The 26,257-nt window shown below is 60.8% G+C and carries 22 protein-coding genes; 10 read left to right on the forward strand and 12 right to left on the reverse strand.

What is annotated here, in order from left to right:
• Window positions 1-108 precede the first annotated feature (108 nt).
• From murJ to mutS, 4 genes are all read right to left on the reverse strand, one after another.
• Window positions 109-1,713 carry a murein biosynthesis integral membrane protein MurJ gene (gene murJ / locus GA0061101_RS18355; protein WP_092574430.1) on the reverse strand — a complete coding sequence of 535 codons (1,605 nt, stop codon included), beginning with the start codon at window positions 1,711-1,713 and terminating at the stop codon, window positions 109-111.
• Entirely contained in the window at window positions 1,710-4,625 is a 2,916-nt protein-coding gene (locus GA0061101_RS18360) for a [protein-PII] uridylyltransferase (RefSeq protein WP_037203012.1), read from the reverse strand. Before GA0061101_RS18360 ends, murJ begins: the two co-directional genes overlap by 4 nt.
• Before the next feature lie 157 nt (window positions 4,626-4,782).
• The gene (locus GA0061101_RS18365) at window positions 4,783-5,076 is read right to left on the reverse strand and encodes a hypothetical protein (RefSeq protein ID WP_037203011.1); all 294 of its coding nucleotides are present in this window, start codon (window positions 5,074-5,076) and stop codon (window positions 4,783-4,785) included.
• A gap of 27 nt (window positions 5,077-5,103) precedes the next feature.
• On the reverse strand, window positions 5,104-7,845 hold the full coding sequence (gene mutS, locus GA0061101_RS18370) for a DNA mismatch repair protein MutS (protein ID WP_092574432.1): 2,742 nt from the start codon (window positions 7,843-7,845) through the stop codon (window positions 5,104-5,106).
• Between the two features lie 113 nt (window positions 7,846-7,958).
• On the opposite strand from mutS, the gene GA0061101_RS18375 reads away from it, so the two are divergent.
• Both GA0061101_RS18375 and GA0061101_RS18380 read left to right on the forward strand, forming a co-directional pair.
• Window positions 7,959-10,247, forward strand: a complete 2,289-nt coding sequence (locus GA0061101_RS18375) for an NADP-dependent malic enzyme (protein WP_037203008.1) — start codon at window positions 7,959-7,961, stop codon at window positions 10,245-10,247.
• A gap of 77 nt (window positions 10,248-10,324) precedes the next feature.
• Window positions 10,325-11,734, forward strand: coding sequence for an adenylate/guanylate cyclase domain-containing protein (locus GA0061101_RS18380; protein ID WP_037203007.1), 1,410 nt, complete (start codon window positions 10,325-10,327; stop codon window positions 11,732-11,734).
• Between the two features lie 6 nt (window positions 11,735-11,740).
• Here the strand turns inward: GA0061101_RS18380 and olsB are convergent, their stop codons facing one another.
• The 5 genes from olsB to GA0061101_RS18405 form a co-directional block, all read right to left on the reverse strand.
• Complete coding sequence (gene olsB, locus GA0061101_RS18385) at window positions 11,741-12,619, reverse strand: l-ornithine N(alpha)-acyltransferase (RefSeq protein WP_037203005.1); 879 nt, start codon at window positions 12,617-12,619, stop codon at window positions 11,741-11,743.
• 252 nt (window positions 12,620-12,871) lie between these two features.
• Window positions 12,872-15,154 carry a hybrid sensor histidine kinase/response regulator gene (locus tag GA0061101_RS18390; RefSeq protein ID WP_092574434.1) on the reverse strand — a complete coding sequence of 761 codons (2,283 nt, stop codon included), beginning with the start codon at window positions 15,152-15,154 and terminating at the stop codon, window positions 12,872-12,874.
• A gap of 55 nt (window positions 15,155-15,209) precedes the next feature.
• Window positions 15,210-15,728: a signal peptidase II gene (lspA, locus tag GA0061101_RS18395; protein WP_037203001.1), complete on the reverse strand. Its 519-nt coding sequence runs from the start codon at window positions 15,726-15,728 to the stop codon at window positions 15,210-15,212.
• Window positions 15,725-16,585: a TrmH family RNA methyltransferase gene (locus GA0061101_RS18400; protein ID WP_037203000.1), complete on the reverse strand. Its 861-nt coding sequence runs from the start codon at window positions 16,583-16,585 to the stop codon at window positions 15,725-15,727. The genes lspA and GA0061101_RS18400 overlap by 4 nt, the downstream gene beginning before the upstream one ends.
• Entirely contained in the window at window positions 16,582-17,700 is a 1,119-nt protein-coding gene (locus GA0061101_RS18405; protein ID WP_037203315.1) for a class I SAM-dependent methyltransferase, read from the reverse strand. The genes GA0061101_RS18400 and GA0061101_RS18405 overlap by 4 nt, the downstream gene beginning before the upstream one ends.
• A 115-nt stretch (window positions 17,701-17,815) precedes the next feature.
• On the opposite strand from GA0061101_RS18405, the gene GA0061101_RS18410 reads away from it, so the two are divergent.
• Window positions 17,816-18,268, forward strand: a complete 453-nt coding sequence (locus GA0061101_RS18410; protein WP_037202998.1) for an SRPBCC family protein — start codon at window positions 17,816-17,818, stop codon at window positions 18,266-18,268.
• Window positions 18,269-18,356: 88 nt separating this feature from the next.
• The gene (locus tag GA0061101_RS18415) at window positions 18,357-18,764 is read left to right on the forward strand and encodes a GNAT family N-acetyltransferase (protein ID WP_376774211.1); all 408 of its coding nucleotides are present in this window, start codon (window positions 18,357-18,359) and stop codon (window positions 18,762-18,764) included.
• Here the strand turns inward: GA0061101_RS18415 and GA0061101_RS18420 are convergent.
• From GA0061101_RS18420 to sppA, 3 genes are all read right to left on the reverse strand, one after another.
• Window positions 18,756-19,088: a lipopolysaccharide assembly protein LapA domain-containing protein gene (locus tag GA0061101_RS18420; RefSeq protein ID WP_037202994.1), complete on the reverse strand. Its 333-nt coding sequence runs from the start codon at window positions 19,086-19,088 to the stop codon at window positions 18,756-18,758. The two genes, GA0061101_RS18415 and GA0061101_RS18420, sit on opposite strands and share 9 nt — an antisense overlap.
• 168 nt (window positions 19,089-19,256) lie before the next feature.
• On the reverse strand, window positions 19,257-19,562 hold the full coding sequence (locus tag GA0061101_RS18425; RefSeq protein WP_004120746.1) for an integration host factor subunit beta: 306 nt from the start codon (window positions 19,560-19,562) through the stop codon (window positions 19,257-19,259).
• Between the two features lie 26 nt (window positions 19,563-19,588).
• Complete coding sequence (gene sppA, locus GA0061101_RS18430; RefSeq protein WP_047556211.1) at window positions 19,589-20,545, reverse strand: signal peptide peptidase SppA; 957 nt, start codon at window positions 20,543-20,545, stop codon at window positions 19,589-19,591.
• Between the two features lie 326 nt (window positions 20,546-20,871).
• Here sppA and lptC point away from each other — a divergent pair, with 326 nt between their 5' ends.
• The 6 genes from lptC to ptsN all read left to right on the forward strand — a co-directional run bounded on the left by lptC (window position 20,872) and on the right by ptsN (window position 26,174).
• Window positions 20,872-21,558, forward strand: a complete 687-nt coding sequence (lptC, locus tag GA0061101_RS18440) for an LPS export ABC transporter periplasmic protein LptC (RefSeq protein ID WP_037202989.1) — start codon at window positions 20,872-20,874, stop codon at window positions 21,556-21,558.
• The gene (locus GA0061101_RS18445; protein WP_037202988.1) at window positions 21,555-22,217 is read left to right on the forward strand and encodes an LptA/OstA family protein; all 663 of its coding nucleotides are present in this window, start codon (window positions 21,555-21,557) and stop codon (window positions 22,215-22,217) included. The genes lptC and GA0061101_RS18445 overlap by 4 nt, the downstream gene beginning before the upstream one ends.
• A gap of 31 nt (window positions 22,218-22,248) precedes the next feature.
• Window positions 22,249-23,040, forward strand: a complete 792-nt coding sequence (gene lptB / locus GA0061101_RS18450) for an LPS export ABC transporter ATP-binding protein (RefSeq protein WP_245297501.1) — start codon at window positions 22,249-22,251, stop codon at window positions 23,038-23,040.
• A gap of 195 nt (window positions 23,041-23,235) precedes the next feature.
• Window positions 23,236-24,795 carry an RNA polymerase factor sigma-54 gene (gene rpoN / locus GA0061101_RS18455; RefSeq protein WP_092574441.1) on the forward strand — a complete coding sequence of 520 codons (1,560 nt, stop codon included), beginning with the start codon at window positions 23,236-23,238 and terminating at the stop codon, window positions 24,793-24,795.
• Between the two features lie 249 nt (window positions 24,796-25,044).
• Window positions 25,045-25,620, forward strand: coding sequence for a ribosome hibernation-promoting factor, HPF/YfiA family (gene hpf, locus GA0061101_RS18460; RefSeq protein WP_037202985.1), 576 nt, complete (start codon window positions 25,045-25,047; stop codon window positions 25,618-25,620).
• A gap of 89 nt (window positions 25,621-25,709) precedes the next feature.
• Window positions 25,710-26,174, forward strand: a complete 465-nt coding sequence (gene ptsN, locus GA0061101_RS18465) for a PTS IIA-like nitrogen regulatory protein PtsN (RefSeq protein ID WP_037202984.1) — start codon at window positions 25,710-25,712, stop codon at window positions 26,172-26,174.
• Window positions 26,175-26,257 lie beyond the last annotated feature (83 nt).

Raw genomic sequence — 26,257 nt, forward strand, 5'->3', positions numbered from 1 at the left:
TTTATCTCTGTGCCGACATCCGTGAAGGCCCCTCATCCGACTTGCCGCAATCTCACTCCGTTCGATCGCTCCAAGCCACCTTCTCCCCGCATCGCGGGGCTAAGGAGCTTAGTCGCTCCCCTTCACCGCCTCAGCATCCGGCGTTGATGCTGCCGGCTTGCGGTTCATGTTGCGGCGGATCATGCCGAGATCGGCGCCGCCGATGAGGAAAGCGACCACAAAATAGACCAGCATGGAAATTGCGATCAGCAGGCCGAGCGTGCCGACTTTGGTCAGCAAAGACGTGCCGGACGCCAGATACGGTTCCCAGCGATGCTGAAGAAAAATGATCATCCCGGTCATGACGCCGGCTGAAACGAGCAGCAGCACGGCGCGGCGGGCAAGTCCCCACTCCCAGGTCAGATGGCCCCGGCGCAAGAGCGTGGTGAAGAGCAGCACGGTGCTGATCCAGCCGGCGGTCGCTTCGGCGACGGCGATGCCGGGTGCGCCCATGTAGGGGAAGAGGCTGAGCGCGATCGCGCAGTTGGTGGCGACCGCAACACCTGAGAACCGCATCGGGGTCTTGGTATCCTCGCGGGCATAAAAGCCCGGCTGCAGCGCCTTGATCAGCACGAAGGCCGGCAAGCCCAGGCCGTAGATCGCCAGGATCGAGCCGACGATGATCGTGTTTTCCTGATGGAAGGCGCGGCGCTCGTAGAGCACGCGGATGATGTCGTCCGAGAGAACCCAAAGCGCCATGGCCGCCGGCAAGGTCAGGAACAGCACGAATTCGATCGAACGGTTCTGCAGATTGCCGGCCTCCTTCAGATGGCCTGATTTCAAGGCACGCGCGAGTTCGGGCAAAAGAACAACGCCGACGGCAACGCCGACGACACCGAGCGGCAACTGATAGATGCGGTCGGCATATTGCAGGGCCGCGATCGCACCTTCGCGGCTGGAGGCGATCGCCTGGCCGATCATCTGGTTGATCTGCGTAATGCCGCCGGTGACGGCGGCGGGTATGGCAAGGATCAGCAGCCGCTTCACATTCGGCGTGAAGCGCGGCCAGCGGAAACCGATGCTGATGCCGGCATAGCGCACGCCGACATAGACGACAAACAACTGCAGGATGCCGGCGGCAAGCACGCCCCAGGAGAGATACCAGGCTGTTTGCAGCGGCACAGCGCCGAAATAGAGCGAATAGAACAGTGCGCCGATCATGACAACGTTCAGGAAGACGGGCGCCACGGCGGCCGCGAAGAAATGATGCAGCGAGTTCAGCATGCCGCTCATCATTGCCGTCAACGACATGCACATGAGATAGGGAAACATGACGGCGGCCATGCGCACCGTGATCGAGAACTTGTCCGGATCGCCGGCAAAGCCAGGCGCGATGATCCAGCGCACGATCAGCGGCATGCCCAATTCCATGACGACGGTGATCAGGAAGAGGACGGAAAACAGAACGCCGAAGACTTCCTCGGAGAAGCGCTTCGCGCCCTCGATGCCGTTCGCCTCGATCTCCTTGGCGAAAAGCGGGACGAAGGCGGCATTAAAGGCGCCTTCGGCGAACAGGCGGCGGAAGAGGTTCGGAAAGCGGAAGGCGGCGTAGAACACGTCGGCCATCGGTCCGGTGCCCAGGGCGGCGGCCATCAACGTTTCGCGGGCGAAGCCGAAGACACGGCTGCCAAGCGTCGCGCCACCGACCGTGATGAATTTCCTAACGAGGCTCATGCGGCTGAACCGGCTTTCTTTTCAGTATCTGGCTTTTCGGCGGCGGAAGTGCGCGTGGCGGCGGGCGCGATGATGCCGGAGGGCATGCGCTCGCGCACCTCATCCTCTTCACCCGCCATGACCGCCTTCAGGCGCGCGGTGATATTGGCTCGCTTGTTTTCGTTGGAGATCTTCTGCCCGACGAGATCGGTCACGTAGAAGCTATCGATGACCTTTTCGCCGAAGGTGGTGATGCGCGCCGAGTGAATGTCGAGCGACAGATCCGAGAGAACCGAGGTTATTTCCGACAGAAGGCCGGTGCGGTCGAGGCATTCGACCTCGATGACGGTGAACTTGTTGGACAGGCTGTTGGAGATGGTCACCGACGGCGGGATGACGAAGGCCTTGTTCTTGCGACGGTTCTTCGTGCGCGTGGCGATGACTTCCGGCAGCCGCTTGCGGCCGGCAAGGACGTCTTCGATCATCTTGCCGATGGTGCCTGCGCGGCGAAGCTCATCGGCATCGTCGGGGAATTCGCGGCTGACATGGATGGTGTCGAGAGCGCGGCCATCGGCCGTCGTGAAGATCTGTGCGTCGGCGATGTTGGCGCCCGCCGCAGCACAGGCGCCGGCGATCACGGTCAAAAGGCGCGGATGGTCCGGCGACAAGACAGTGATTTCGGTGATGGCGTGGAAGCTGTCTGTGCGCACCATGGTCGCCAGAACCTGACCCGATTTGTCCGTCTGGCGGATGAACCGCGTATGGCGGATCTGATCTTCCAGCGGCACGGATAAAAGATAGGGCTGGTAGTGCAGCTTGACATAGGCCTTGCGAGCCTTCTGACCCCAATCATCCAATGCCGCTTCGAGCGCATTGGCAGCGGCTTCCGCCCGCTCCTTGCGCGAGACCTCGGAAAAGCCACCGGCCAGCAGCAGCTCGGTCTCATAATAGAGCGTGCGCAGAAGCTGGCCCTTCCAGCCGTTCCACACACCCGGGCCGACGGCGCGGATGTCGCAGACCGTCAGGATCAGCAGCATCTTCAGCCGGTCGAGCGACTGCACCCGATCGGCGAAATCGATGATCGTCTTGCGATCAGTCAGGTCGCGCGTCTGGGCGACCATCGACATTGTGAGATGCTCGGCGATCAGCCACACCACAAGCTCGGTCTGCTTCGGCGACAAGCCGAAGCGCGGGCAGAGCTTGCGCGCCACCTTGGCGCCGGCTTCGGAATGATCCTCCTCGCGGCCCTTGGCGATATCGTGCAGCAACACCGCAACGTAAAGCGCATCGCGATCCTCGATAGCAGGCATCAGCTTGTTGGTCAGCGGATGAATATCCTCGGCCTTGCCCTTGTCGATCTCCGACAGCACCTCGACGGCGCGGATCAGATGCTCATCCACCGTATAGTGATGATACATATTGAACTGCATCATCGAGACGATCTTGCCGAATTCCGGAATGAAGCGGCCGAGGACGCCGGCCTCATTCATACGGCGCAGGATCAGCGCAGGATCGCGCTTGGAGGTGAGAATGGAGAGGAAAAGCCGGTTCGCCTCCTCATTCTCCCGCAGATCGCTGTCGATCAGGCCGAGCGAGCGGGTGACGCGCTTCAAGGCGTCCGGATGGAATTCCAGACCGTTGATATCTGCAACGAAAAACAGCCGGATCAGGCTGACCGGATCGCGCTTGAAGACCTCGGGATTGGCGAGCGCGATGCGGCCGCGATCCTCGACGAACTCGACGGTGCCGGGGATTTTGCGCGAGCGATTGGCAAAGCGGCTGATGACGCCGGTAAGACCGGGCGTCGCCTTGGCCTGCTGGTCCTCAAGCGCCGCGCAGAGGATGCGGGTGAGATCGCCGACATCCTTGGCGACGAGGAAATAGTGTTTCATGAAGCGTTCGACGGCGGAAAGGCCGGGGCGGGCGTGGTAACCAAGCGCCTCGGCAATCTCCCGCTGGATATCGAAGGAAAGCCGCTCCTCGGCCTTGCCGGTCAGGAAGTGCATGTGGCAGCGCACGGCCCAGAGGAAATCCTCGGCCTTCTCGAAGAGGCGGTATTCCTGCTTCGAGAGCACGCCGAGCTTCACCAATTCCACAGTATCGCGGACGTGATAGTAATATTTGGAGATCCAGAACAGCGTGTGCAGATCGCGCAGGCCGCCCTTGCCTTCCTTGACATTGGGCTCGACCAGATAGCGGGTGTCGCCGGCCTTGCGGTGGCGCTCATCGCGTTCGGCCAGCTTGGCGGCGATGAATTCCGGGCCGGTATTGGTGACGATTTCCTTGTCGAAGCGTGTTTCCAGCTCGTGCGCTAAGGGCTCGCTGCCGCAGATATAGCGCGTCTCGAGGATGGCGGTGCGCACCGTCATGTCGGATTTCGCCTCGCGTATGCACTCCTCGACGGTGCGCGTGGCGTGGCCGACCTTGAAGCCCATATCCCAGAGCATGTAGAGGATGAATTCGACCGCCTTGTGTGTTTCGCTGTCCGGCTTCGGCCGAAAGATAAACAGAAGGTCGATATCCGAGCCCGGTGCCAGCGTATCGCGGCCATAGCCACCAACGGCGGTGACAGAGAAGTTGCCGGCCTGATTCGGATAGACGTGGTGAACGGTGAAATCGTAGAGAACGGTGATGATCTGGTCCTGGAGCCAGGAAATTCGATGGGCGCAATCCAGCCCGCCGCCTTGGGCCGCCAGCAACCGCCGCGCTTCTTCGCGCCCTTCCTGGCTCGCCTTCTTCAACAAAGCGAGCAGAGCGGACCGCTCCTCGCTCTTATCCAGATGACGGTTGGCAAGGGCCTCGCATTCCGCCCTCAGAGAGGGAACGTCGAGAATGGCGGGAAAATCGATGTCATGCATTTCCATGCTTTGCCGACCGGATTCCTGTTCGTTGACCGCGGCCCACCGCTGGCGCGCCTGTCTTTTCGTCTGCATGCGCTATAGCCTCTTTGCCCAGCGATTGACACAGGCATTCTACGCCCGAATTTCCATAATCCAGCCTGAGCCAAACCTGTCTAATCGACGATCTCAGGATTTCTATCGGGTCAAGGTTGACGAAGCGTGACGGCAATCGACGCAGAAATCGGCGGTTTTAGGGCCTCGGCATATCAAGCGCCCGTCTGAGCTCGTTCAAGCTATATAATATGTTTCGCGATTGGGCACCGATCTGCGTCACCATTTCGCGCTCGCATTCCCAATAGCCAGCATTTGCGATCCTCGAGCAGATGTCGGAAATACGGCTGCATGACAGGGCAATGTTCAGAAGACCGCGATCGGACTCGCAATCCGGCGCCTCGCCCTCGCCGCAGATCTTGCCACGCGCGGCGATGGGGGAAAAGCGATCGGCCAGTATGCGGACCTCGGCGAGAAGATTTTCGATATGCATTGTATTGTCCTTGGAAATCGCCTTCGGTCAGCCGGCCTTGGTCACAGTTTTCTTCAGCTCGTAGAGCACATCGAGGGCGGCGCGCGGGGTCAGGTCGTCGAGATCGAGCGTCTTCAACCTCTCCTCGACCATGGACGGCGCGCGCCGGCCGGAGGCTTCCTCGCGGCGAACCGCCACCTGGAAGAGCGGCAGATCATCGATGAGCTGGCTTGCCGGATTCTTTCGGTCGGCATCCTCAAGCCGCGTCAGAACGTCGCGGGCGCGCGCCACCACCGAGGCGGGCAGACCGGCAAGCCGCGCCACCTGGATGCCGTATGAGCGGTCCGCAGCACCCGGCCCGACCTCATGCAGGAAGATGACGTCGCCATCCCATTCCTTGACGCGCATGGTGGCGTTGGAGAGTCGCCCGAGCTTCTCCGACAGCACGGTCAGCTCATGGAAATGCGTGGCGAAGAGGCCGCGGCAGCGATTGGCTTCATGCAGATGCTCGACGGCGGCCCACGCGATGGAAAGACCGTCGAAGGTGGCGGTGCCACGGCCGATCTCGTCGAGAATGACCAGCGAGCGCTCGGTCGCCTGATTGAGGATCGCCGCCGTCTCGACCATCTCGACCATGAAGGTGGAGCGGCCGCGCGCCAGATCGTCGGAAGCGCCGACACGCGAGAACAGCCGGTCGACGATGCCGATATGCGCCGATGCGGCAGGCACGAAAGAACCCATCTGCGCGAGAATGGCGATCAGCGCGTTCTGGCGCAGGAAGGTCGATTTACCGCCCATGTTCGGGCCGGTCAAAAGCCAGATGGCGCCATCCTTGCCGTCAGCCTTGGGCGACAGATCGCAATTGTTGGCGACGAAAGGTCCGCCGGCCTGGCGGCGCAGCGCCTGCTCGACGACCGGATGGCGGCCGCCTTCGATGGCGAACATGCGGCTCGCGTCGACAATGGGCCGGCAATAGGCCTGCTCCTCGGCGAGCAGCGCAAGGCCCGCCGCGACATCGATTACCGACAGCGCACGGGCGCCGGCCTTGATCGGCTCGGCATTGGCGACAACTGCCGCGACCATGCGATCGAAGGCTTCGAGCTCGATGGTGAGCGCCTTGTCCGCGGCATTGGCGATGCGGCTTTCGAGATCGGCAAGCTCGGTCGTGGTGAACCGCATGGCGTTCGCCATGGTCTGCCGGTGAATGAAGCGCGCCTTGGCCTCGGACGTATCGGTCATCGGACCGGCATTGCCGGCTGTGACCTCGATGAAATAGCCGAGCACATTGTTGTGCTTGATCTTCAGCGACTTGATGCCGGTTTCCTCGGCATATTGCAGCTGCAGGCCGGCGATGACGCGACGCGACTGGTCGCGCAGCGCGCGCACCTCGTCCAGCTCGGCATTCGCCCCTTCCCGCAGAAAGCCGCCGTCGCGCTTCAGCAAGGGCAGTTCGTCGGCGAGCGTGGCGGCGAGCAGGGCTTCGAGATCGTCAGGCAAGGCACCGAGCCCAGCAAATGCAGCCTTCAGTTCTTCCGGCAGAAGTGCTGCACCGAGCATACGGGCGATATCGGCAGCCGCGCCCAGCCCCTGGCGGATCGCCCAGAGATCGCGCGGGCCGCCACGGTCAAGCGCCAGGCGCGACAAGGCGCGCGGCATATCGGGCACGTGCTTCAGCGCTGTCCGCAGATCGCTGCAAAGAGAGGGCTCCTCGGCAAGGAAGCCGATCGAATCCAGCCGTTCGTTGATGCGTTGGGGATCGGTGAGCGGCGACATCAGTCGCTCGGCGAGCAGACGAGCGCCGCCACCGGTCACGGTGCGGTCGATCGCCTTCAGGAGCGAGCCGTTGCGGTCGCCGGAGAGCGTGCGCACCAGTTCGAGATTGGCACGGGTGGCCGGATCGATGAACAGCGTCGATGCGCCGCTTTCGCGTTCCGGCAGCCCAAGCGGCGGCCGCTCGGCGATCTGGGTCTTTTCGACATAGGCGACGGCAGCGGCAGCGGCGGCAAGCTCGGCGCGGGAAAAAGTGCCGAAACCGTCAAGCGTCGAGACGCCGAAATATCTCACGATGCGCCCCTCGGCGCTGGCGCTGTCGAACAGCACTGCCGGCTGCGGAACGGCGGTGCGGCCGAGCACGTCAAAGACCGGCTTCAGCTCCGGATCGTGGAACATCGTATCCGGCAGGATCAGCTCGCGCGGATCGATGCGCAGGATATCGGCGAGCAGCCGCGAGGCTTCCGTTTCGGCCAGCCGGAAGACACCAGTCGAAATGTCGATCCAGGCGAGCGCCAGTTGCGGCTCGGCGCCGCCGCGAATGCGCGTCAGCGCCATCAGATAGTTGGATTCCGAGGGCGAGAGCAGCTTTTCCTCGGTAATCGTGCCCGGCGTCACCAGACGCACGACATCGCGCCGGACGACAGACTTGCCGCCACGCTTCTTCGCCTCGGCCGGGTCTTCCACCTGCTCGCAGACGGCCACGCGGAAACCCAGTGAGATCAGCTTCTGCAGATAATCGTCGGCGGCATGCACGGGCACCCCGCACATCGGGATATCCTGGCCCATATGCTGGCCGCGCTTGGTGAGCGTGATGCCGAGCGCACGCGACGCATCGACGGCGTCCTCGAAGAACAATTCGTAGAAATCGCCCATGCGATAGAACAGGAGCGAACCCGGATTGTTCGCCTTAATCTCGATGTACTGCTCCATCATCGGAGTCGCGGAGGCGCGACTTTCCTCCGAGGCAAGCTCGGCGGCCGAGAAAGCATCGACGCTGGTGGTTATACGTTCGTTCACGGAGGTGCAGTTTTTCCAAAAAAATGAGGTGTCACCCTATCCGCGCGCCGCTATAGAAGACAACAGCTATCGGGCAAGAGGGACCGGTCGCCCACAGGAGGTTTGGAGGAAAAATGGCTGATAACAAGAGCAAGTCGCGTCCAGGAGCGGGGATCACCGATCAGGAGGCACTGGATTTCCACAGGCAGGGCCGCCCCGGCAAGCTTGAGATCAATCCGACCAAGCCGATGGCGACGCAGCGCGACCTTTCCCTTGCCTATTCGCCCGGTGTCGCCGTTCCCGTGAAGGCAATCGCCGCCGATCCCGCCACAGCCTATGACTATACCACGCGCGGCAACATGGTCGCCGTCATCTCCAACGGCACAGCCATTCTCGGCCTCGGCAATCTCGGGGCACTGGCCTCCAAACCGGTCATGGAAGGCAAGGCGGTTCTCTTCAAGCGCTTTGCCGACGTCGATTCGATCGATCTTGAGATCGATACCGAGAATGTCGATGAATTCATCAATTGCGTGCGCTATCTCGGTCCCTCCTTCGGCGGCATCAATCTCGAAGACATCAAGGCGCCCGACTGCTTCATCATCGAGCAGCGCCTGCGCGAACTCATGGACATCCCCGTCTTCCATGACGACCAGCACGGCACCGCCATCATCGCAGCCGCCGGCCTGATCAATGCGCTCGAGCTGACAGGTCGCGACCTCAAGACAACCAAGCTCGTCTGCAATGGCGCGGGTGCCGCCGCAATCGCCTGCGTCGAGCTGATCAAGGCCATGGGCTTCAACCCGGACAACGTCATCCTTTGCGACACGAAGGGCGTGATCTACCAGGGCCGCAGCGAGGGCATGAACCAGTGGAAGTCGGCGCATGCGGTCAAGACCGACAAGCGCACGCTGGAAGAAGCGATGAAAGGTGCCGACGTCGTGTTCGGCCTGTCGCAGAAAGACGCCTTCTCCGCCGACATGATCCGTTCTATGGCAGACAAGCCGATCATCTTCGCCATGGCCAATCCCGATCCGGAAATCACGCCCGAGGAAGTCGCCCGTATCCGCGACGATGCGATCATGGCGACCGGGCGCTCGGACTATCCGAACCAGGTCAACAACGTCCTCGGTTTTCCCTACATCTTCCGCGGCGCGCTCGACGTGCGCGCCACCACCATCAACGACGAGATGAAGATCGCAGCCGTCAATGCGCTGGCAAGCCTCGCACGCGAAGACGTGCCTGACGACGTCGTGGCGGCCTATCAGGGCGCGCGGCCGCGTTTCGGTGCGCAATATATCATTCCCGTGCCGTTCGATCCGCGCCTGATCTCGGCAATCCCGGTGGCCGTGGCCAAGGCGGCGATCGAGAGCGGCGTCGCTCGCCGCGAGATGCCAGATATGGCGGCCTATGCCCGCGAGCTTTCAGCCCGGCGCGATCCGATCGCCTCGACGCTGGCGCAGCTCTACGAGCGTGTGCGCCGGCACCAGAAGCGCATCGTCTTTGCCGAGGCGGAAGAAGAGCAGGTCATGCGCGCCGCCCTCTCCTATGCCAACCAGGGGCTCGGCACCGCCATCCTGCTCGGCCGCGAAGATCTGATCCACTCCACCGCCGAACGCGCCGGCATCGACCTCAACCGGCCCGGCCTCGAAATCGTCAACGCTCGCATTTCCAAGCGGGTCGATGCCTATATCGACTATCTCTATGCCCGGCTGCAGCGCCAGGGCTATCTGCACCGCGACGTGACGCGCCTGATCCATAACGACCGCAATCACTTCGCCGCCTGCATGGTGGCATTGGGCGATGCCGACGGCATGGTGACGGGCGTGACGCGCAACTATTCGACAGCGCTCGGAGACGTGCGCCGCTGCATCGACGCGAAGCCTGGGCACCGGGTCATCGGCGTGTCGCTGGTGATCGCCCGCGGCCGCACCGTCTTCGTCGCCGATACCGCCGTGCACGACATGCCGACGGCCGAGGAGCTGGCCGACATCGCCGAAGAAGCAGCCGGCTTCACCCGGCGCATGGGCTATGAGCCGCGCGTCGCCATGCTCGCCTATTCCACCTTCGGTCATCCGTCAGGTGAACGCTCCGAACGGGTGCGCGAAGCGGTCAGCATCCTCGACAAGCGCTATGTGAACTTCGAATTCGATGGCGAAATGGCCGCCGACGTGGCGCTGAACCGCAAGATCATGGAGAGCCTCTATCCCTTCTCACGACTCTCCGGACCGGCAAACGTGCTTGTGATGCCGGCCTTCCACTCGGCCGCGATCTCCACCAAGATGCTGCAGGAACTCGGCGGTTCCACCGTGATCGGGCCGCTGCTCGTCGGGCTCGACAAGCCGGTGCAGATCACCTCCATGGGCGCCAAGGATTCCGACATCGTCAACATGGCGGCGATCGCCGCCTATGGCGCGGGATCGTAGCCACTACACCAGATGGCGGAGCCCGTGACCGAACAAAGGTGATGGGCTGCCGTATCAATTCGGTGTAGACTATCAGGATGAGTGAAGCTCAGGTCCTGTTCGGAATACTGCGCCATTCAGCGCGGTCGGATATCGTCGATGCTATCGAGCGGCTCGTTGTTGAGGCGCCCGATCGCAAGCTCAATCGCGTGAACGTGCTTGCCTTCGCGGCCGACCAGGGCTTCGATGAAGAGCAGGCCATCAACGCCTTCCTGCACAGCTCCCGCCTCGGCCTGTTCGAGATGTCGTGGAATGTTCTTTGCCCGGGTTGCGGCGGGGTGTTGGATGCCAATACCTCGCTGAAAACAGTGCAAAGCGAAACCTATAACTGCACGCTGTGCGCAGCCGGCTACGAGCCGACGCTCGACGAGATGGTTGAGGTCACCTTCACCGTCAGTCCGCGCGTGCGCCACATCGAAGCCCACAATCCGCACGAACTGCCGCCGCTTGAATATTTCCGACAGATCTATTGGGGCTCGGGTATCGATCTTCCCGATGAGGGCTACGAGGAGAAGGTCGATCAATTCATCCTGGAATCGCTGGAACTGCCGCCTGGCGAAAAGGCCGTCATATCGCTTCAATTACCTGCGGAGTTTACCATCATCTTCGAACCGGTCACGCACGCCGCGCAGTTCCTCGACGTGAAGGGAGAACCATCGAAGGAAAGGCAGACTCTCTCGCTCGTTTTCGACCGAATGCACCGACACAGCGAGGCCATCGAACTGCGTCCCGGCCCCCTGCGCATCATGATGGAGAACCATACGGACCTCCGCGTGCTGCCATCGATCTGTCTGGCCAACGAGGCTCTCCACACCCTGCTCGGCCAACGCCGACCGTTCCTGACCGCCAAGCGTCTGCTCTCCAACCAGACGTTCCGCGACATCTACCGCACGGACACGATCGACATCGACCAGCGACTGAAGATCACCAGCCTCACCTTTCTCTTCACCGATCTGCGCGGCTCGACCGAGCTGTACGAAAGGGTCGGCGACCTCGCAGCCTTCGATCTGGTCAAGACCCATTTCGGCATCCTGCACGAGATCGTGGCGGCGGAGGCGGGTGCGGTCGTCAAGACCATCGGCGATGCCGTCATGGCCACCTTCCCGACACCGGACCGGGCGTTGATGGCGGCAATGCGGATGCGGGAGGCCATGCTCAGCCTCAACAAGGAGCGCGGCAGCGACGATCTTCTTCTGAAAATCGGCATCCATGAGGGACCGTGCATCGCGGTGAGCCTGAACGAACGGCAGGATTATTTCGGGCAAACGGTCAATATCGCATCCCGCGTCCAGCATCTCGCCACGTCACGCGAAATATTCGCAACCAGTTCGGTGCTCGATAATCCTCTCGCCGCCGAGCTGATGACAACGCGCGGCCTCACGCCGCAATCTCATCACGTCGCGCTTCGAGGCATCACGGATGCGATGGATATCTTTGCGATCCCTTGAGATCCGTCAGCTTGCGAAACGACCGGCATCCGCGCCGTAATAATTGACGTAGCGATCCGAGATGCTGGCGATCGGCAGGACGATCAGGACGTCCGTCGTGTTGAAAGCCTGATCGACGACGGCGGTCGAACCGACCATGGCGCCGAGGCGCAGATAACCCTTGATCAGCGGCGGCAGCGCCATAAGCGCCTTCTTCGGATTGACGGCTTCGACCGGCATCAGGTCCATGTTGCGGGCAAGCGACGGCAAGGCGCCGACCGTCCATTCGTCCTTCGCAAGGACGTTGTGATAAAGGAAGGACAGAGCCAGCGCATGCTGTTCCGGCAGGACGCCGGGGAAAGAGGCGCAACCGATCATCGCGCCCATGCCGTGCTTCAGCGCATAGGCCCAATTGCCCTGCCACAGCAACTCGACGGTGCGCTTGTTGCGGTATTCCGGCAGCACGCACGAACGGCCGAGCTCCATGAAGCGCTTGTCGGGATGGCGAGCGAGCAGCGTGTCGATGTCGAATTCCGAGGAGGAATAGAAGCCGCCGTTGGCCATGGCCACTTCCTGGCGCAGCAGGCGATAGGTGCCGACGATCTGGTCTTCCGGATCGCCTTCAAGCGAGCGATCCAATACCAGCAGATGATCGCAGATTGCGTCCCAGCCGTCGATATCACGCTGGCGACGCATGGCGTCGGCCGGCAATTGCGCGTTCATCTCCTCGACGAAAACGCGATAGCGGACGGCCTGAGCGGCATCAATTTCGCGCGCCGTGCGAGCAAGGCGCGTTTCTAGATTTCCGATGCGTCCGAGCACATCGCTGGCAACCGGCGCAACCGTTGCCTTTGAGGACTGAACCATTTCGCCCTGAGCTTCGCGATTCAAGATTTCGATGGACATGGCGATTCTCCCCCTGCGGGCCGATATAGCGCCATAAACCAAATTCGTGCGACAGGAAAGTGACACGCAGCTTTGCTAAAAGCAAGAAGTGTGCCCGTTGCAATTTTTGAATGGGCGCCCCGTCCCCAACTAAACGACAGCAATTCGCGCAGGTTGAAGGTCGCCGCAAGCCACTATCAGTCATTGCTGCCTAATCGGTTCAGGCGACATGATGGATATGCCCGATCTTGATTCGAAAATCAAATGCCTGGCTTAGGCGCGTTCGAAAGCCGCCTTCGACAGGCTCTGCACGGTGGCTATCAGCCGCTTAGGATCGACGGGCTTGACGATGACGGCATCGGCCCCGGCAAGCAGCGCCTGACGACCTATCGCATCGCGGCTGTCGGCGGTCAATACGATGATCGGCAAGGGCGACAATCCCTGCCGGCGCTCATGGGTGCGCAATTGCGCGAGGACGGCAACCGCGGTGCCGCCGGGCATGTTGAAATCGGTGACGATGATATCCGGCCGAGCCTCGCCGTCTTGCGCGCGAGCACGCAGGCCGTCGAAATCCTCGACGAGGCGAACCCTATGACCGGCCTTGGCGAGCATGGCGCGAACCAGCATTGCGTTGACCGGATCATCCTCGCCAAGCAGGATGTTGAGTGCGGGATCCTCGGCCTCCGGCGTCGTTATCCCGATCTCGGACAAACCGTCACTCGAATGGTCGCGCCTTTCCATGCCGCGCATGCGACCGCTCAAGACGTCAATCAGCGACTGTTCGCGCAGCGGCCGGATGAGCCATGCGTCGAAAAGATCGAGCGGATGGGTGTTGCGCTCCTCGGGATTGACGAGGAAAATCTTGCGCAGCGCCGGTGTCGCCAGCTCACTTCCCTCGCGGAAATACCAAGGCGCCATGCGATGATCGACGATAAGATCCGTCCAGGCACCGCCTTCCCCCATCGGGAAAGATTGCCGCAACTCGCCCATATCGCCTGAGCCGATCAGGCGGCAATGGCCACCAAGAGCGCGGATGGTTTGCGCAATCGCTGTGCTTGCCGCGCCCTCCGGCGCCAGCAACAGGACGCGCGACCCCTCGAGCACGGCGTCACGCCGTCTGTATCCATCCTCCTCGGCAACCAGGCCGATCGGAAAGCGGATGGTGAACACGCTGCCGCTGCCGTGCTGGCTGGCAACACTGAGCCCACCGCCGAATTCGCGCAGAATGCGGGCGGAGATCGCAAGCCCAAGCCCGGTGCCGGCACTTTTTTCCACGATGGAACCAGCCTGCTCGAATTCACCGAAAATGCGGGCCTGCTCTTCCTCCGTCATCCCCGGGCCGCTGTCGTGGACCGTTATCGTCAGGTCCCGCCCTTTCAGGCCCGCTCGGACGAGGATGCCGCCGGTCTGCGTGAATTTCACCGCATTGCCGATGACGTTGAACAGGACCTGACGCAGGCGGGCGGGATCGAACTCCAACATCTCGGGGACATCGGACGCGACGCTTGCCGCGATTTCCAGGCCCTTTTCGTGGGCGCGATGGGCAAGCATTTCGACGACGCCTTCCAGCAACGGCCGCAATGCCTCCTTGCGCGGATGCAACTGGAAACGGCCGACCTCGATCGTGGAGAAATCGAGGAGATCTTCGACCAACTGCACCAAGGCGTGGCCCGACTGGCGAATGCCCGTCAGATAATTGGCCTGCTCGAGCGTCAACCGCGTCTGGGCAAGCAGATGGTTCATGCCGAGGATGCCGGACAAGGGGGTGCGGATTTCATGGCTGACGGTGGCCAGCAGCCGCGACTTGGCTGCGCTGTTGTATTCGGCTTTCAGCCGCGCATCCTCGCGAAGGCGGGTGATCTGCCGTTCTTCGGTCACATCGCGCGCCACGCTTTGGATGCACAACTGTCCCGTCGTCGGATCGCGGAACATGACGTCGTACCAGGCGAATGTACGCCGCCCTTCGGGCGTGGCAATCTCCGCATCCTGATGTTGCGCATCGGTGACGGCACGGAAGACGAGGCCGGTTTCCTCCAGCGTCAGGCCCTCCGGGTTTGTTCTCCCCGTCAGCCGGCGGAAGGTGGCATTGGCATCCAGAATCCGGCGGTCGATACCGCGCGTGACCGTAATGTCACCAAGTGCGTCATGGATGGTAGCAAGCAGGCTGGTGCTTTCCTTGCGCTCCCAAAAACGATCATGCTCGTTTTCGCTGAGATCGGTGACGGCAGGACTGCGGACGACGCTCCATTTTGTGAAGATAGCCATCGCTATCAGCGACAGCGCCACAACGCACAGCGCGGCGAACAGTGCCGGCGGGCCGCCGGCGTAGCCGATCGCGAGCAGGGCGGCTCCGGCAACCAGGCCGCCGCCATTCAACCAGCGGCGTTGCAGCTTCCATGGCGCCGCCGCGCGCTGCGCCTGCTGTTCGGCACGACGCGGCGTCTCAATCGGCGTGATCAGGGACGACACGCCATCGGCCGCTTCTTCGATTGGCGGCGTCTGGCCGCGGGCGATCGCAGCCGCAAGCTTTTCCTGCAGGTTAGCCAGAGTGCTCATGCAGTCTGGCTAACACACGCATCCTTCCCGATGCCTTCAAGGAAACGCTAGAATTTTAGTTTTTCGCCTTTTTCGGCGTCAGAAGCTCGTCCAGGATGACGCAGCCGGCGCCAACCGTGATGAAACTGTCGGCAAGATTGAAGACGGCGAAAGACCATGTCTGCGTATGGAAGAGAATATAGTCGATCACGTGGCCATAGAGAAAGCGGTCGATCAAATTGCCAAGCGCCCCGGCGATGATCAAGGCGAAGCCGAGATGGGCAAGCCAGCGATGATTGGGGGCACGCCGCCAAAGCCAGAGGACGAAGGCGACGATGACGAGCCGCATGCCGACGATGAACCAGCCATCCATGCCCGACAGCATCGAGAAGGCGACGCCGAGATTGTAGGTGCGATACAGCGCCAGCATCGGAATGACCGGCACCATCTCCTGCAGCGGCAGCCATTGGTCGACCATGATCTTGACGGCCTGGTCGAGAATGACTGCGACGACGATGAAGATCAGGATCGGCACGGGCCGGGAAAACAGTGCGGGTTTTGCGGGTACCTGCTCGTGGGTCTGGCTCTCGGTCATCGGCTCTCGCTAAGGGTCAGAAGATGGCGGCGGGCTTCGAACAGCATGACTGCCGTCGCAACCGCCAGATTGAGGCTGTCGGCGCGGCCGGCCTGCGGGATGCGCGCAAGCGCATCGGCCTCTTTCGCCAGGACATCCGGCAGGCCGGATTGTTCATTGCCCATCAGCAGCACCACGGGCTTCTTCTTATAGTCGATCGTGCGGTAATCGACCGCGCCGGCCAGATGAGTGGCGACGACGGAGACATCAGCCTTCTTCTTCCAGGTCAGAAACTCTTCCGGCGTCGCCTTGACGACGGGCACCGCGAAAACGGAGCCCATGGTGGCGCGCACGGTTTCCAGCGAGAAGGGATCGGTCGTTTCGCCGACGAGGATGACGCCGGAAGCGCCGGCTGCATCGGCAGTGCGAATGATCGTGCCGAGATTGCCGGGATCGCGCACGCGGTCCAGCGCCACCCAGGTCTCGCCGGCCGCCGGCTTGACATCCCTAAGCTGCTGCCAACGCTGGTCGAAGACGCCCACCACCATCTGCGGATTGTCGCGACGGGTGATCGACGCAATGACCTTTTCGCTGGCCTCAAGCACCAGTCCGCCGGCAGCGACCGTCTTGGCGGCGACCTGCTCGACCAAAGGCTTGCCCTTGGCGGATTTGGCATAGACCAGCGTGCGGATGGTCCAGCCAAGCTCGAGGGCGTCGATGACCAGTTTCAAACCTTCGGCCAGGAAAGCGCCGCTCTCCTCGCGCGATTTTTTGACCGTCAGCGCCTTGATATCCTTGACGATCGGATTGGCAAGCGAAGTGACTTCCTTGACCTGTCCGACCTTGCGGGGGCCGTCGTTACGGAAATCCTTGTTCATTTCGGCACCCAGCGGCTGAAGAGGGAGGTGGAAAGCGCCCTGCCGGGCGTGCTGCCGTCGAGGCCGGCCTCGCGGATGACCAACTCGCCGGATTCGACGACACCGCCGGCGCCGCGCATGGTCTCGCGCATCAATTCATGGATCGAATAGAAGCTGGCGCGGATCGAATAGGCCGTCAGCACCAGCCCGAGCGCCTTCGGCGACAGGATCTCGCGGCAGATATCGAGCATCAAGGGCAGATGCTCGAAAAGATGCCACACCTCGCCGTTCGGGCCACGGCCGAATTTGGGCGGGTCGGTGAGAATGATGTCGTATTTGTTGCCCCGCCGCTCCTCGCGCAGGATGAACTTCATCGCATCCTCGCAGATCCAGCGGATCGGCAGCTTTTCCATGCGGCCCAGGGCCTGGTTTTCCCGCGCCCAGCCGATTGCCTTCTTGGAGGCATCGACATGGGTCACCTCCGCGCCGGCCGCAGCGGCGACCAGAGAAGCAACGCCGGTATAGCCGAAGAGGTTCAGGACCTTCAGCGGCCGTTTCGCCGCCTCGGCCTGTTCCTTCATCCAGGCCCAGTGAACGATCTGCTCGGGAAAGACACCGACATGGCGGAATGCGGTGAAGCGGCCGAGAAAATCGACGCCGAGCAACTGCAGCGGCCAGGTTTCGCCCAACGCCTCGCGCGGGAACCGCCAGCGGCCCATGCCATCCTCGTCGGTATCGCCGGTGAATACGGCATCGGCATTGTCCCAGACATGCGAGGCTAGCGACGGCTGCCACAGCGCCTGCGCCTCCGGCCGAACGATGCGATACGGGCCATATTGCTCGAGCTTCAGTGCGTTGCCGCTGTCGATCAGATGGAAATCCCCGGCGCCCAACGATTCCAGGATGACCGGCACACGCTCCGGCGGTCGCTCGCCATTTCTCACGATCAGCGGGCGCTCAGGCGCCGCAACCGTGGAGGCGGCGGTACGCGGTTCGGTAATCCGCTCGCCACGGTCACGCGATGCTGACATTTTGCCGCCTGTCTTGACGGGCGTATCGCGTCGCGCCTCCGGGCGGGGCTTTGCGCCAGGGCCGCCCGCAGCTTTCTGACCGGGCCGGCGTTCCTTCTGTTTCACCATGCTTGTCTCGAAATTGATATGAGCGTGCAAATAGCATCTGACCGCCACTTGGCAAAGCGCTTTCCGATCTGCGATGATCCATGCACAAAATGTCACATTGGGAGGATTGCACATGGACATGACCGGCGAGGAGCGGATCACGGCACCCAGGGACACCGTGTGGGCGGCGCTGAACAACCCTGATATCCTCAGGCAGTGCATTCCCGGCTGTGAGAGCCTGGAATGGGTCTCCCCGACCGAACTGACGGCAAAGGTGAAATTGAAGATCGGCCCGGTTTCCGCATCGTTCAGCGGCGACGTGACGCTCTCCAACATCAATGCTCCGGAAAGCTACACGATCTCGGGCGAAGGAAAGGGCGGGATCGCCGGTTTTGCCAAAGGCGGAGCCGACGTCGTGCTGAAGGAAGACGGCAACGAGACGATCCTTCATTACGAGGCCAAGGCACAGGTCGGAGGCAAGATTGCGCAGCTTGGTTCGCGGCTGGTCGATTCCAGCGCCAAGAAGCTTGCGCAGCAGTTTTTTTCCGATTTCACCGCAGCGATCAACGGTCAGGCCAGCGCCTGATTGCCGTTGACATTTTTGACGCCCATATAATCCGCTCATGATATCGAGATCAGAGACTTGGACCATCCGGCCGGCGCGGGAGCAGGATATGCCGCCTCTTGCCGAGATCTATCTGCGCGTGCGCCGGGAAACATTCCTCTGGGTCGATCCCGGTCGTTTCAGCCTTGAGGACCTTGCCATCCATACAACGGGCGAGCGCCTGTTCGTCTGCGAAGACGTGCACGGCATGATCGCGGGTTTCGCGGCGATCTGGGAGCCGGATGATTTCATCCACATGCTGTACATTCTCCCGGCCTTCCAGGGCCACGGCGCGGGAAAGGCCCTGCTGACCGCGCTCCCGGACTGGAAAAGCCGCCACTACCGGCTGAAGTGCCTGGTCAAAAATACGCGTGCGATGGCCTTCTATCAGGCAATGGGCTTCGAAATCATCGGCGACGGCGCCTCGGCGGAAGGCGATTACAAAGAGATGCGGCTCGGCAACAGCCGGTCATTTTGACGGGAGCTGTCCGGCGATCTGCTCGGCGCGTGTGCGGTGCTTGTCAGCCTCGGCCTGCCAGCGCACCGCCTCCTGCGACTGGCTGCGAGCGCGCCTGCGGTGTTTTCCCTGATTGAACCAGGTCACCCCAGCGCCGACGAGCATGCCGAGGATCAATGCCGCGAACAGCAATACGAACAGCGGTGCGTTCAGCGACAGGACCTGATCTTCAGGCCGGAACGGATTAAGCGCGAGCGTCACGGACTGCCTGTTCGCAACGCAGAATACGATCAGGATGATGCCGAGCGGCAGCAATATCAGCAGATTGACGATCTTTTTGGCCATTGCGCAGCTCCTTTATCCAGGCGTATCCGTGCGACTGCACGCGTGATGCCGCCAGCCGCAGAATAGGAAAGACGCGGCCGAGTTCAAGTACCACCGCGTCGCGGCGCAATCATGTCCAATGGATATGTCCGCGGGCACATTTCGGGAAAGAACGAGCCTAGCCGGCTATTAGTTGTCGTCTTCCTCATCGCCGGCGCCCGGATTCAGGCGTTCGCGCAGTTCCTTGCCGGTCTTGAAGAAGGGAACCCACTTCTCCTCGACGAACACCGTATCGCCCGTGCGCGGGTTGCGACCGGAGCGAGAAGGCCGGTTCTTGACGGAGAAAGCGCCGAAGCCGCGAAGTTCAACCCGGTTACCCGCGGCAAGCGCATCGGTGATCTCGTCGAGGACAGCGTTGACGATATTTTCGACGTCGCGGTGATAGAGATGCGGGTTGCGGGCGGCAACAATCTGCACCAATTCCGACTTGATCACGGCTACCCCCTTAAATCATTGATTTATCAGTTGGCTGCACCCTGCCAAAGAGAAAGCAGGCCGTCAAGAAACAACTTCTCGGTTATGATTTTCTGGAGGCCCTCTCCCCTCACAAAATCATCATAACCGAAACGATTTAGCAACCAGGAAGCGGCACCCGGCCAAAAGAAGGATGAGCTTTTGCCTTCCGCCTTCCAGTCGACGATCGGCAGGTCCTTTTTGACCTTGCGCGTTTCGAGGTAGGCCAGGATCTCGTCTTCGCCACCAAGCGTATCGATCAACTTGTTCTGAAGCGCCTGACGGCCGGTGAAAATGCTGCCGTCGGCAAGCTTCAAGACGTCTTCGCGCGGCAATTTGCGACGATCCGCCACAAGGTCGACGAACCAGCCGTAGCTGTCCATGACCATATTGCGGATCATATTCTTGGCGTCTTCGCTGGCCGGATGGAAAGGCGAGGGTTCGGCCTTCAGCGGCGCAGACTTGATCTCGTCGAGCGAAACCCCGATTTTGTCGAGCAGATCCTTGACCTGCGGATATTGGAAGATGACGCCGATCGACCCCGTGATCGAGGTATCGCCCGCGACGATATCATCGCCGGCAGTTGCGATCATATAGCCCGCAGACGCCGCGACGGTGCGGATGTCGGAGACAACGGGCTTCTTGGCGGCGACGGCGCGGATCGCCTTGAAGATACGTTCGCCGCCATAGGTCGTGCCGCCGGTCGAAGAGATCGACACGATCAACGCCTTGACCTGATCGTTGTCGCGGATCTTCTTCAGCCGCTCGAGAAGTTCGGGATCGTCCTGAATAAGCCCGGAAATCGTGACGCGGGCGATCTGCGGTCCCCGCGTGTCAGGCAGGTCGCCCGCGACGAAACGATAGAGCGCAAAGCCGAGCGCGACGAGGAGTAAAACAGCGATGACACGCCAGAAACCAAGCTTGCGGCGCATTTGTCGCCGGTCCGCAATTGCAGAACTGTCCATAACGCTTTATTTCTCCCTGTCACAAACCGAATGCGCTACGAACCGGATGCATAATACCTTGAAACAGGCACAATCCTCAGCAAAGGGCGATCCCGTTTTTCGATGTCGTCGACGGAACGGCACTCCGATGCTTCATCAGATAGGACATCGCCTGGTCGGATGAAACCAGCAAATGGCATATTTTTCTGCCAAAATTCCTCGGCTGCAGAAAAAAATCCATATTGGCAAGCCAGTGCAATAATGCGAAACGATCCGATGGGCCTTTTGGCACAGTCTGTGCATGACGTGAATGCCGTTCTCCGGATCAGAAAAGACGGACCTGTTGCATGCTCAATACGATCGAGACCTCCGGCCACGCAATCCACTCAGCGCCGGACCGAAACGCGTATAAAGTCGCCACTTTTCACTCCGCACGTGTGAAGAGGCTGCGAATACTGCTGCCTTTGGCCGCTTTCATCGTCTCGCTTATCTTCATCGCCGTCTCCGTCATCCGCGCCTATCTGCCGGCCGACATCCAGATCGAGGGCGCCAAGATCGAAGACGGCAAGGTCGTCATGGAGCGTCCCGCCATCGCCGGCCGCAACAAGGACGGCATCAATTACTCCCTGCTTGCGGAAAAGGCGCTGCAAGATATCCGGAATCCGAACATGATCACGCTGAAGACGATCAAGGCATCGATGCCTGTCAATACCGACGTGATCGCGCATGTGACGGCCCAGAGCGCGGATTTCGATCGCCAGGCCGACACGTTGAAACTGACCGAGCCCTTCGTCGTTCAGATGGACAACGGCTTGCGCGCCGAGTTCAAGACCGCTTTCCTCGATGTGAAGAAGGGCGACCTGTCCAGCCAGGATCAGGTTGCAATCCAGCGAGGTGGCATGTCGGTTGTTGCGCGTTCGCTCAAGATGACGGATAAGGGGAGCGTAATCGAATTCGACGGGCAGGTTCAAATGCGTATCGAACCGTCCGCATTCCACAACACAGCTAGCGAACAGAAGCCGGGCGGTTCATGATAAACGATTGGACACATTCAATTTTCAACTCCGGCCTGCGCAAGGCAGGCCTTTTTTGTGCTTTCAGCGCGCTCGCCTTTTTCGCAGCGGCGGAAGCAGGCGCGCAGGCAACGACAAGCAACATGCCAGGGCTTGCGCTTTCCAAGGATCAGCCGATCCAGATCGAAAGCGACAAGCTGGAAATCCATGATGCGGAAAGCCAGGCCGTGTTCACCGGCAACGTCAAGGTGGTTCAGGGGACCACGACGATGCAGGCTGGCAAGATGACTGTTTTCTACAAGAAGAAGCAGCCCGCTGATGCCAATGCCAAGCCGGCGGAGGACAATCCGGTCGCCAAGGCAGCCAAGGAGCAGAACCAGTCGCTGGTATCGGGTGACGCCAATATCGACCACATTCTGGTCACCGACAAGGTCTACCTCGTTTCCGGCACACAGACGGCGACAGCAGACGACGGCTCGTTCGACATGGCCAACCAGCTTGCCATCCTCAAGGGCAAGAAAGTGGTGCTGACCGACGGACCGAACGTTTTCACCGGTTGTCAGCTCACCGTGCACATGGCGACGGGCGAAGCGCAGCTGGATGCATGCGGGGGCCGTGTCCAGATCCAGCTCGATCCCAAGTCGCAGCAAGTGCAGCAACAACAGCAAAAGAAGAACTGATACCGGCCCCGTGACGACATCGACCACTTCCATCTTGCCCGGCACGACCGGGCCTTCCTCCACGGCAGCGGGCGCACCGGCCGCGGATAAAGCGCGTTATCAGGGTACCCTGATTGCGCGCGGCCTCACCAAGACCTACCGCACCCGGCGCGTCGTCAACGGCGTCTCGCTGGTGGTGCGGCGTGGTGAGGCGGTCGGCCTGCTCGGGCCTAACGGCGCGGGCAAGACCACCTGTTTCTACATGATCACCGGCCTCGTGCCTGTCGACGAAGGTACGATCGAGATCGACGGCAACAATGTCACCTCGATGCCGATGTATCGCCGCGCTCGGCTCGGGGTCGGCTATCTGCCGCAGGAAGCCTCGATCTTCCGTGGCCTGACGGTGGAGGAGAACATCCGCGCCGTGCTCGAGGTCCACGAAAAGGACAAGGCGAAGCGGGAACACAAGATTGACGAACTGCTGGAGGAATTCCACATTCGCAATCTGCGCACAGTGCCGGCGATAGCGCTTTCGGGTGGCGAGCGGCGGCGCCTGGAAATAGCGCGCGCACTGGCAACCGACCCGACCTTCATGCTTCTCGACGAGCCCTTCGCCGGCGTCGACCCGATCTCGGTCGCCGACATCCAGAACCTCGTCCATCACCTGACGGCGCGCGGTATCGGCGTGTTGATCACCGACCACAATGTTCGTGAGACGCTCGGCCTGATCGATCGCGCCTATATCATCCATGCAGGTGAAGTCCTGACCCATGGCAGGGCGAACGACATCGTCAGCAATCCGGAAGTACGAAAGCTGTATCTCGGCGACAATTTCAGCCTTTGACAGGCTGAAATTCAACCGGAGCGCACGTCAATATTATTGGACGCTGTCGCGCTTCGGAAATTTACCTTCGCTTCACAGTTCCACTTGACCAAATCCAATAAAAAAGCAATTTTTGGGCCAGTTGGGATTTCGCGAAGTTTTTATTAACGGAAAACGCGGATTCCCGAGGAGATCAAGGGGAGTCCCGCGTCCGCCATGGCACTATCGGCCAATCTTTTCCTGCGCCAAAGCCAAAGCCTGGTGATGACACCGCAACTGATGCAATCCATCCAGTTGCTGCAGATGACCCATTTTGAACTGACTCAGTTTATCGCGCAGGAAGTCGAGAAGAATCCGCTGCTTGAATTTGCGTCAAATGACGAGGATATAGGCAGTAGTGGCGATCGCGAGACGAAGGACGAGCGCTTCGAAACCGTGGACGAAACCCACGGCGACGATGATTTCGACCGCAATCCCGGTGATCTGGCGAGCGACTGGTACGAGAGCGACAATACCGGCAATACGGACCGGCTGAACAACGAACTCGATACCAATTTCAGCAACGTCTTTCCCGACGATGGAAGTCCGCAGCGTGCCGATGCGCCGGAACTGCTGAGCCAATGGAAATCCATGCCTGGCGGCGAAGCCGGCGAGAGCTACGATCTTGACGATTTTGTCGCCGGCCAGGTGTCGCTTCGCGATCATCTGAACGAACAAATCCCCTTTTCGCTTCCGACCGCAGCCGACCGGCTGATCGCGCAGTACCTCATCGACCAGCTCGATGATGCCGGTTATCTGCATGCCGACCCAAAGGAAACGGCGGAGCGTCTCGGTGCCTCCCCTCGGGAAGTGGAACGCGTGCTGAATATCTTGCAGCAGTTGGATCCCCCCGGGGTCTTCGCACGCTCTCTCAGCGAATGTCTGGCAATCCAACTTCGGCAGAGGGATCGTTTCGATCCGGCTATGGAGCGGTTGATCCAGAATCTCGAGCTTCTCGCCCGGCGTGATTTTGCAACGCTGAAGCGGCTCTGTGGTGTCGACGAGGAAGACCTGCTCGACATGATGACGGAGATCCGCCAGCTCAACCCGAAACCCGGCAGTTCCTTCGAGACCGGCATATCCGAGGCGATCATGCCCGATATCGTGGTGCGCCCCGCCGCAGACGGCAGCTGGCTGGTGGAGCTCAACCCCGATACGCTGCCGCGCGTGCTGGTGAGCCAGTCCTATTTCGCCTGCGTCTCCAAAACCAGCCAGGACCACGCCTTTCTGTCGGAATGCCTGCAGAATGCCAATTGGCTGACCCGCAGCCTCGACCAGCGAGCCAAGACGATCATGAAGGTGGCGAGCGAAATCGTGCGGCAGCAGGACGCTTTCCTGGTGCATGGGGTCGACCATCTGCGGCCGCTCAATCTGAAAACCGTGGCGGACGCCATCAAGATGCATGAATCGACCGTCAGCCGCGTGACCTCGAATAAATATATTCTAACGCCACGCGGACTGTTCGAGCTCAAATATTTCTTCACGGTTTCGATCAGCGCCGTCGAAGGCGGCGACAGCCATTCCGCCGAAGCGGTGCGTCACAAGATCCGCCTGCTGATCTCGAGCGAGAGTTCCGATGCGGTTCTGTCCGACGATGATATCGTGGATACGCTGAAGAAGGGCGGCATCGAGCTGGCTCGCCGTACGGTTGCAAAATACCGCGAGGCAATGAACATTCCTTCATCCGTGCAGCGGCGGCGAGAGAAGCGGGCCATCGCAAAAGTCGCGAACTTCTGACCGTTGTCGGCATTCAACCACAGACTGCGGATCTCCTAACAGTCCGTTAAGATGCAGTTGACTTTCAGATGCGGCGGGGCTAGAAGCCCGCCGCAATCGCTGCAGGACAGCACGACCATGAACTTATCCCCATCATCCCGAAGGCGGCCGATATACGCAATTTGTCTTTGACCGCGTGAAGTGCTTGGATGAGCTTGAGGCTTGGCGTAAACTGGTACGCGCAATAACCACTACAAGAAGGGAAACTCCATGAGTGTGCGTGTCTCCGGTAAACATATGGAAATTGGTGACTCATTCCGCCAGCGGATTGAAGACCAGATCGGTATGGCCGTGACGAAATACTTCGACGGGGGGTATTCGGGTCAGGTAACTGTTCACAAGTCCAGTTCTCGCTTCGCGGCCGATTGCAAGCTTCATCTCGACAGCGGTGTGGTGTTGCATGCCGCCGGAGAGGCGATGGACCCGCAGCTTGCTTTCGACGCGGCGTCCGAGCGTATCGAGAAACGTCTGCGCCGTTACAAACGCAAGCTTAAGGACCATCAGGCCGGCAATCATGCGAACGGTCAGGCTGAAGTCGCCTACACCGTCATGGACGGCGTTCCGGACGACGACGAGGAGATTGCCTCCGATTTCGCGCCGGTGATCGTTGCCGAAAGCACGAAGCAATTGAAGACCATGTCGGTGGCGACGGCTGTGATGGCGCTCGACATGACCGACGAACCGTTGCTGCTCTTCCGCAGTCCCGGCAAGGAACATCTGAACATCGTCTACCGTCGTCAGGACGGTAACATTGGCTGGATCGACGCGGCCAATATCAAAGGCTGAGAATAGAAGATGAGCGGCGGCTCCGTGCCTAAGTGGGCCGACCGCCGCTCCCCCGTTATCGGTTCTCGGCGACACGAAGGATAAAGAGAATGGCATTGGCAGATTTGCTACACCAAGATGCGATCATCCCCGCCTTGAGGGCAAATTCCAAAAAACAACTGCTTCAGGAGCTGGCAGCCAAAGCCTCCAAACTGACCGGACTTCCCGAACGAGAGATTTTCGACGTGGTGCTGCAGCGCGAGCGCCTGGGCTCCACCGGCGTCGGCAACGGCATCGCCATCCCGCATGGCAAGCTTGCCAGCATCAAATCCATCGCAGGCATTTTCGCGCGTCTCGAAGCACCGGTCGATTTTGAGGCGCTGGACGACCAGCCCGTCGACCTCGTCTTCCTGCTGCTCGCGCCGGAAGGCGCAGGCGCCGATCATCTCAAGGCACTCTCACGCATCGCCCGCGTTTTGCGAGACCAGGACCTGGTCGCCAAGCTGCGCGCCACGGAATCCGCTTCGGCGATCTATGCATTCCTCAACGAGGAACAGGCATCCAACGCCGCTTAACGGTGACTTGGATCACATCGGATCAAGGCAAAAATAAGAGCCGGATGATTGTGGATCATCCGGCTCTTATTTTTTTATCGCGT

Origin of the sequence: Martinezella lusitana, assembly GCF_900094565.1 — a bacterium.
Taxonomy (GTDB): Bacteria; Pseudomonadota; Alphaproteobacteria; order Rhizobiales; family Rhizobiaceae; genus Rhizobium; species Rhizobium lusitanum.

Coding starts and splice junctions, on each gene's coding strand:
- ptsN (WP_037202984.1), top strand. CDS start 25,710: ATGGCATTGGCAGATTTGCTACACCAAGATGCGATCATCCCCGCCTTG.
- lptC (WP_037202989.1), top strand. CDS start 20,872: ATGCTCAATACGATCGAGACCTCCGGCCACGCAATCCACTCAGCGCCG.
- GA0061101_RS18410 (WP_037202998.1), top strand. CDS start 17,816: ATGGACATGACCGGCGAGGAGCGGATCACGGCACCCAGGGACACCGTG.
- rpoN (WP_092574441.1), top strand. CDS start 23,236: ATGGCACTATCGGCCAATCTTTTCCTGCGCCAAAGCCAAAGCCTGGTG.
- olsB (WP_037203005.1), bottom strand. CDS start 12,619: ATGTCCATCGAAATCTTGAATCGCGAAGCTCAGGGCGAAATGGTTCAG.
- GA0061101_RS18375 (WP_037203008.1), top strand. CDS start 7,959: ATGGCTGATAACAAGAGCAAGTCGCGTCCAGGAGCGGGGATCACCGAT.
- lspA (WP_037203001.1), bottom strand. CDS start 15,728: ATGACCGAGAGCCAGACCCACGAGCAGGTACCCGCAAAACCCGCACTG.
- GA0061101_RS18365 (WP_037203011.1), bottom strand. CDS start 5,076: ATGCATATCGAAAATCTTCTCGCCGAGGTCCGCATACTGGCCGATCGC.
- GA0061101_RS18390 (WP_092574434.1), bottom strand. CDS start 15,154: ATGAGCACTCTGGCTAACCTGCAGGAAAAGCTTGCGGCTGCGATCGCC.
- GA0061101_RS18445 (WP_037202988.1), top strand. CDS start 21,555: ATGATAAACGATTGGACACATTCAATTTTCAACTCCGGCCTGCGCAAG.
- murJ (WP_092574430.1), bottom strand. CDS start 1,713: ATGAGCCTCGTTAGGAAATTCATCACGGTCGGTGGCGCGACGCTTGGC.
- GA0061101_RS18400 (WP_037203000.1), bottom strand. CDS start 16,585: ATGAACAAGGATTTCCGTAACGACGGCCCCCGCAAGGTCGGACAGGTC.
- GA0061101_RS18380 (WP_037203007.1), top strand. CDS start 10,325: ATGAGTGAAGCTCAGGTCCTGTTCGGAATACTGCGCCATTCAGCGCGG.
- GA0061101_RS18415 (WP_376774211.1), top strand. CDS start 18,357: ATGCCGCCTCTTGCCGAGATCTATCTGCGCGTGCGCCGGGAAACATTC.
- hpf (WP_037202985.1), top strand. CDS start 25,045: ATGAGTGTGCGTGTCTCCGGTAAACATATGGAAATTGGTGACTCATTC.
- GA0061101_RS18420 (WP_037202994.1), bottom strand. CDS start 19,088: ATGGCCAAAAAGATCGTCAATCTGCTGATATTGCTGCCGCTCGGCATC.
- sppA (WP_047556211.1), bottom strand. CDS start 20,545: ATGGACAGTTCTGCAATTGCGGACCGGCGACAAATGCGCCGCAAGCTT.
- GA0061101_RS18360 (WP_037203012.1), bottom strand. CDS start 4,625: ATGCAGACGAAAAGACAGGCGCGCCAGCGGTGGGCCGCGGTCAACGAA.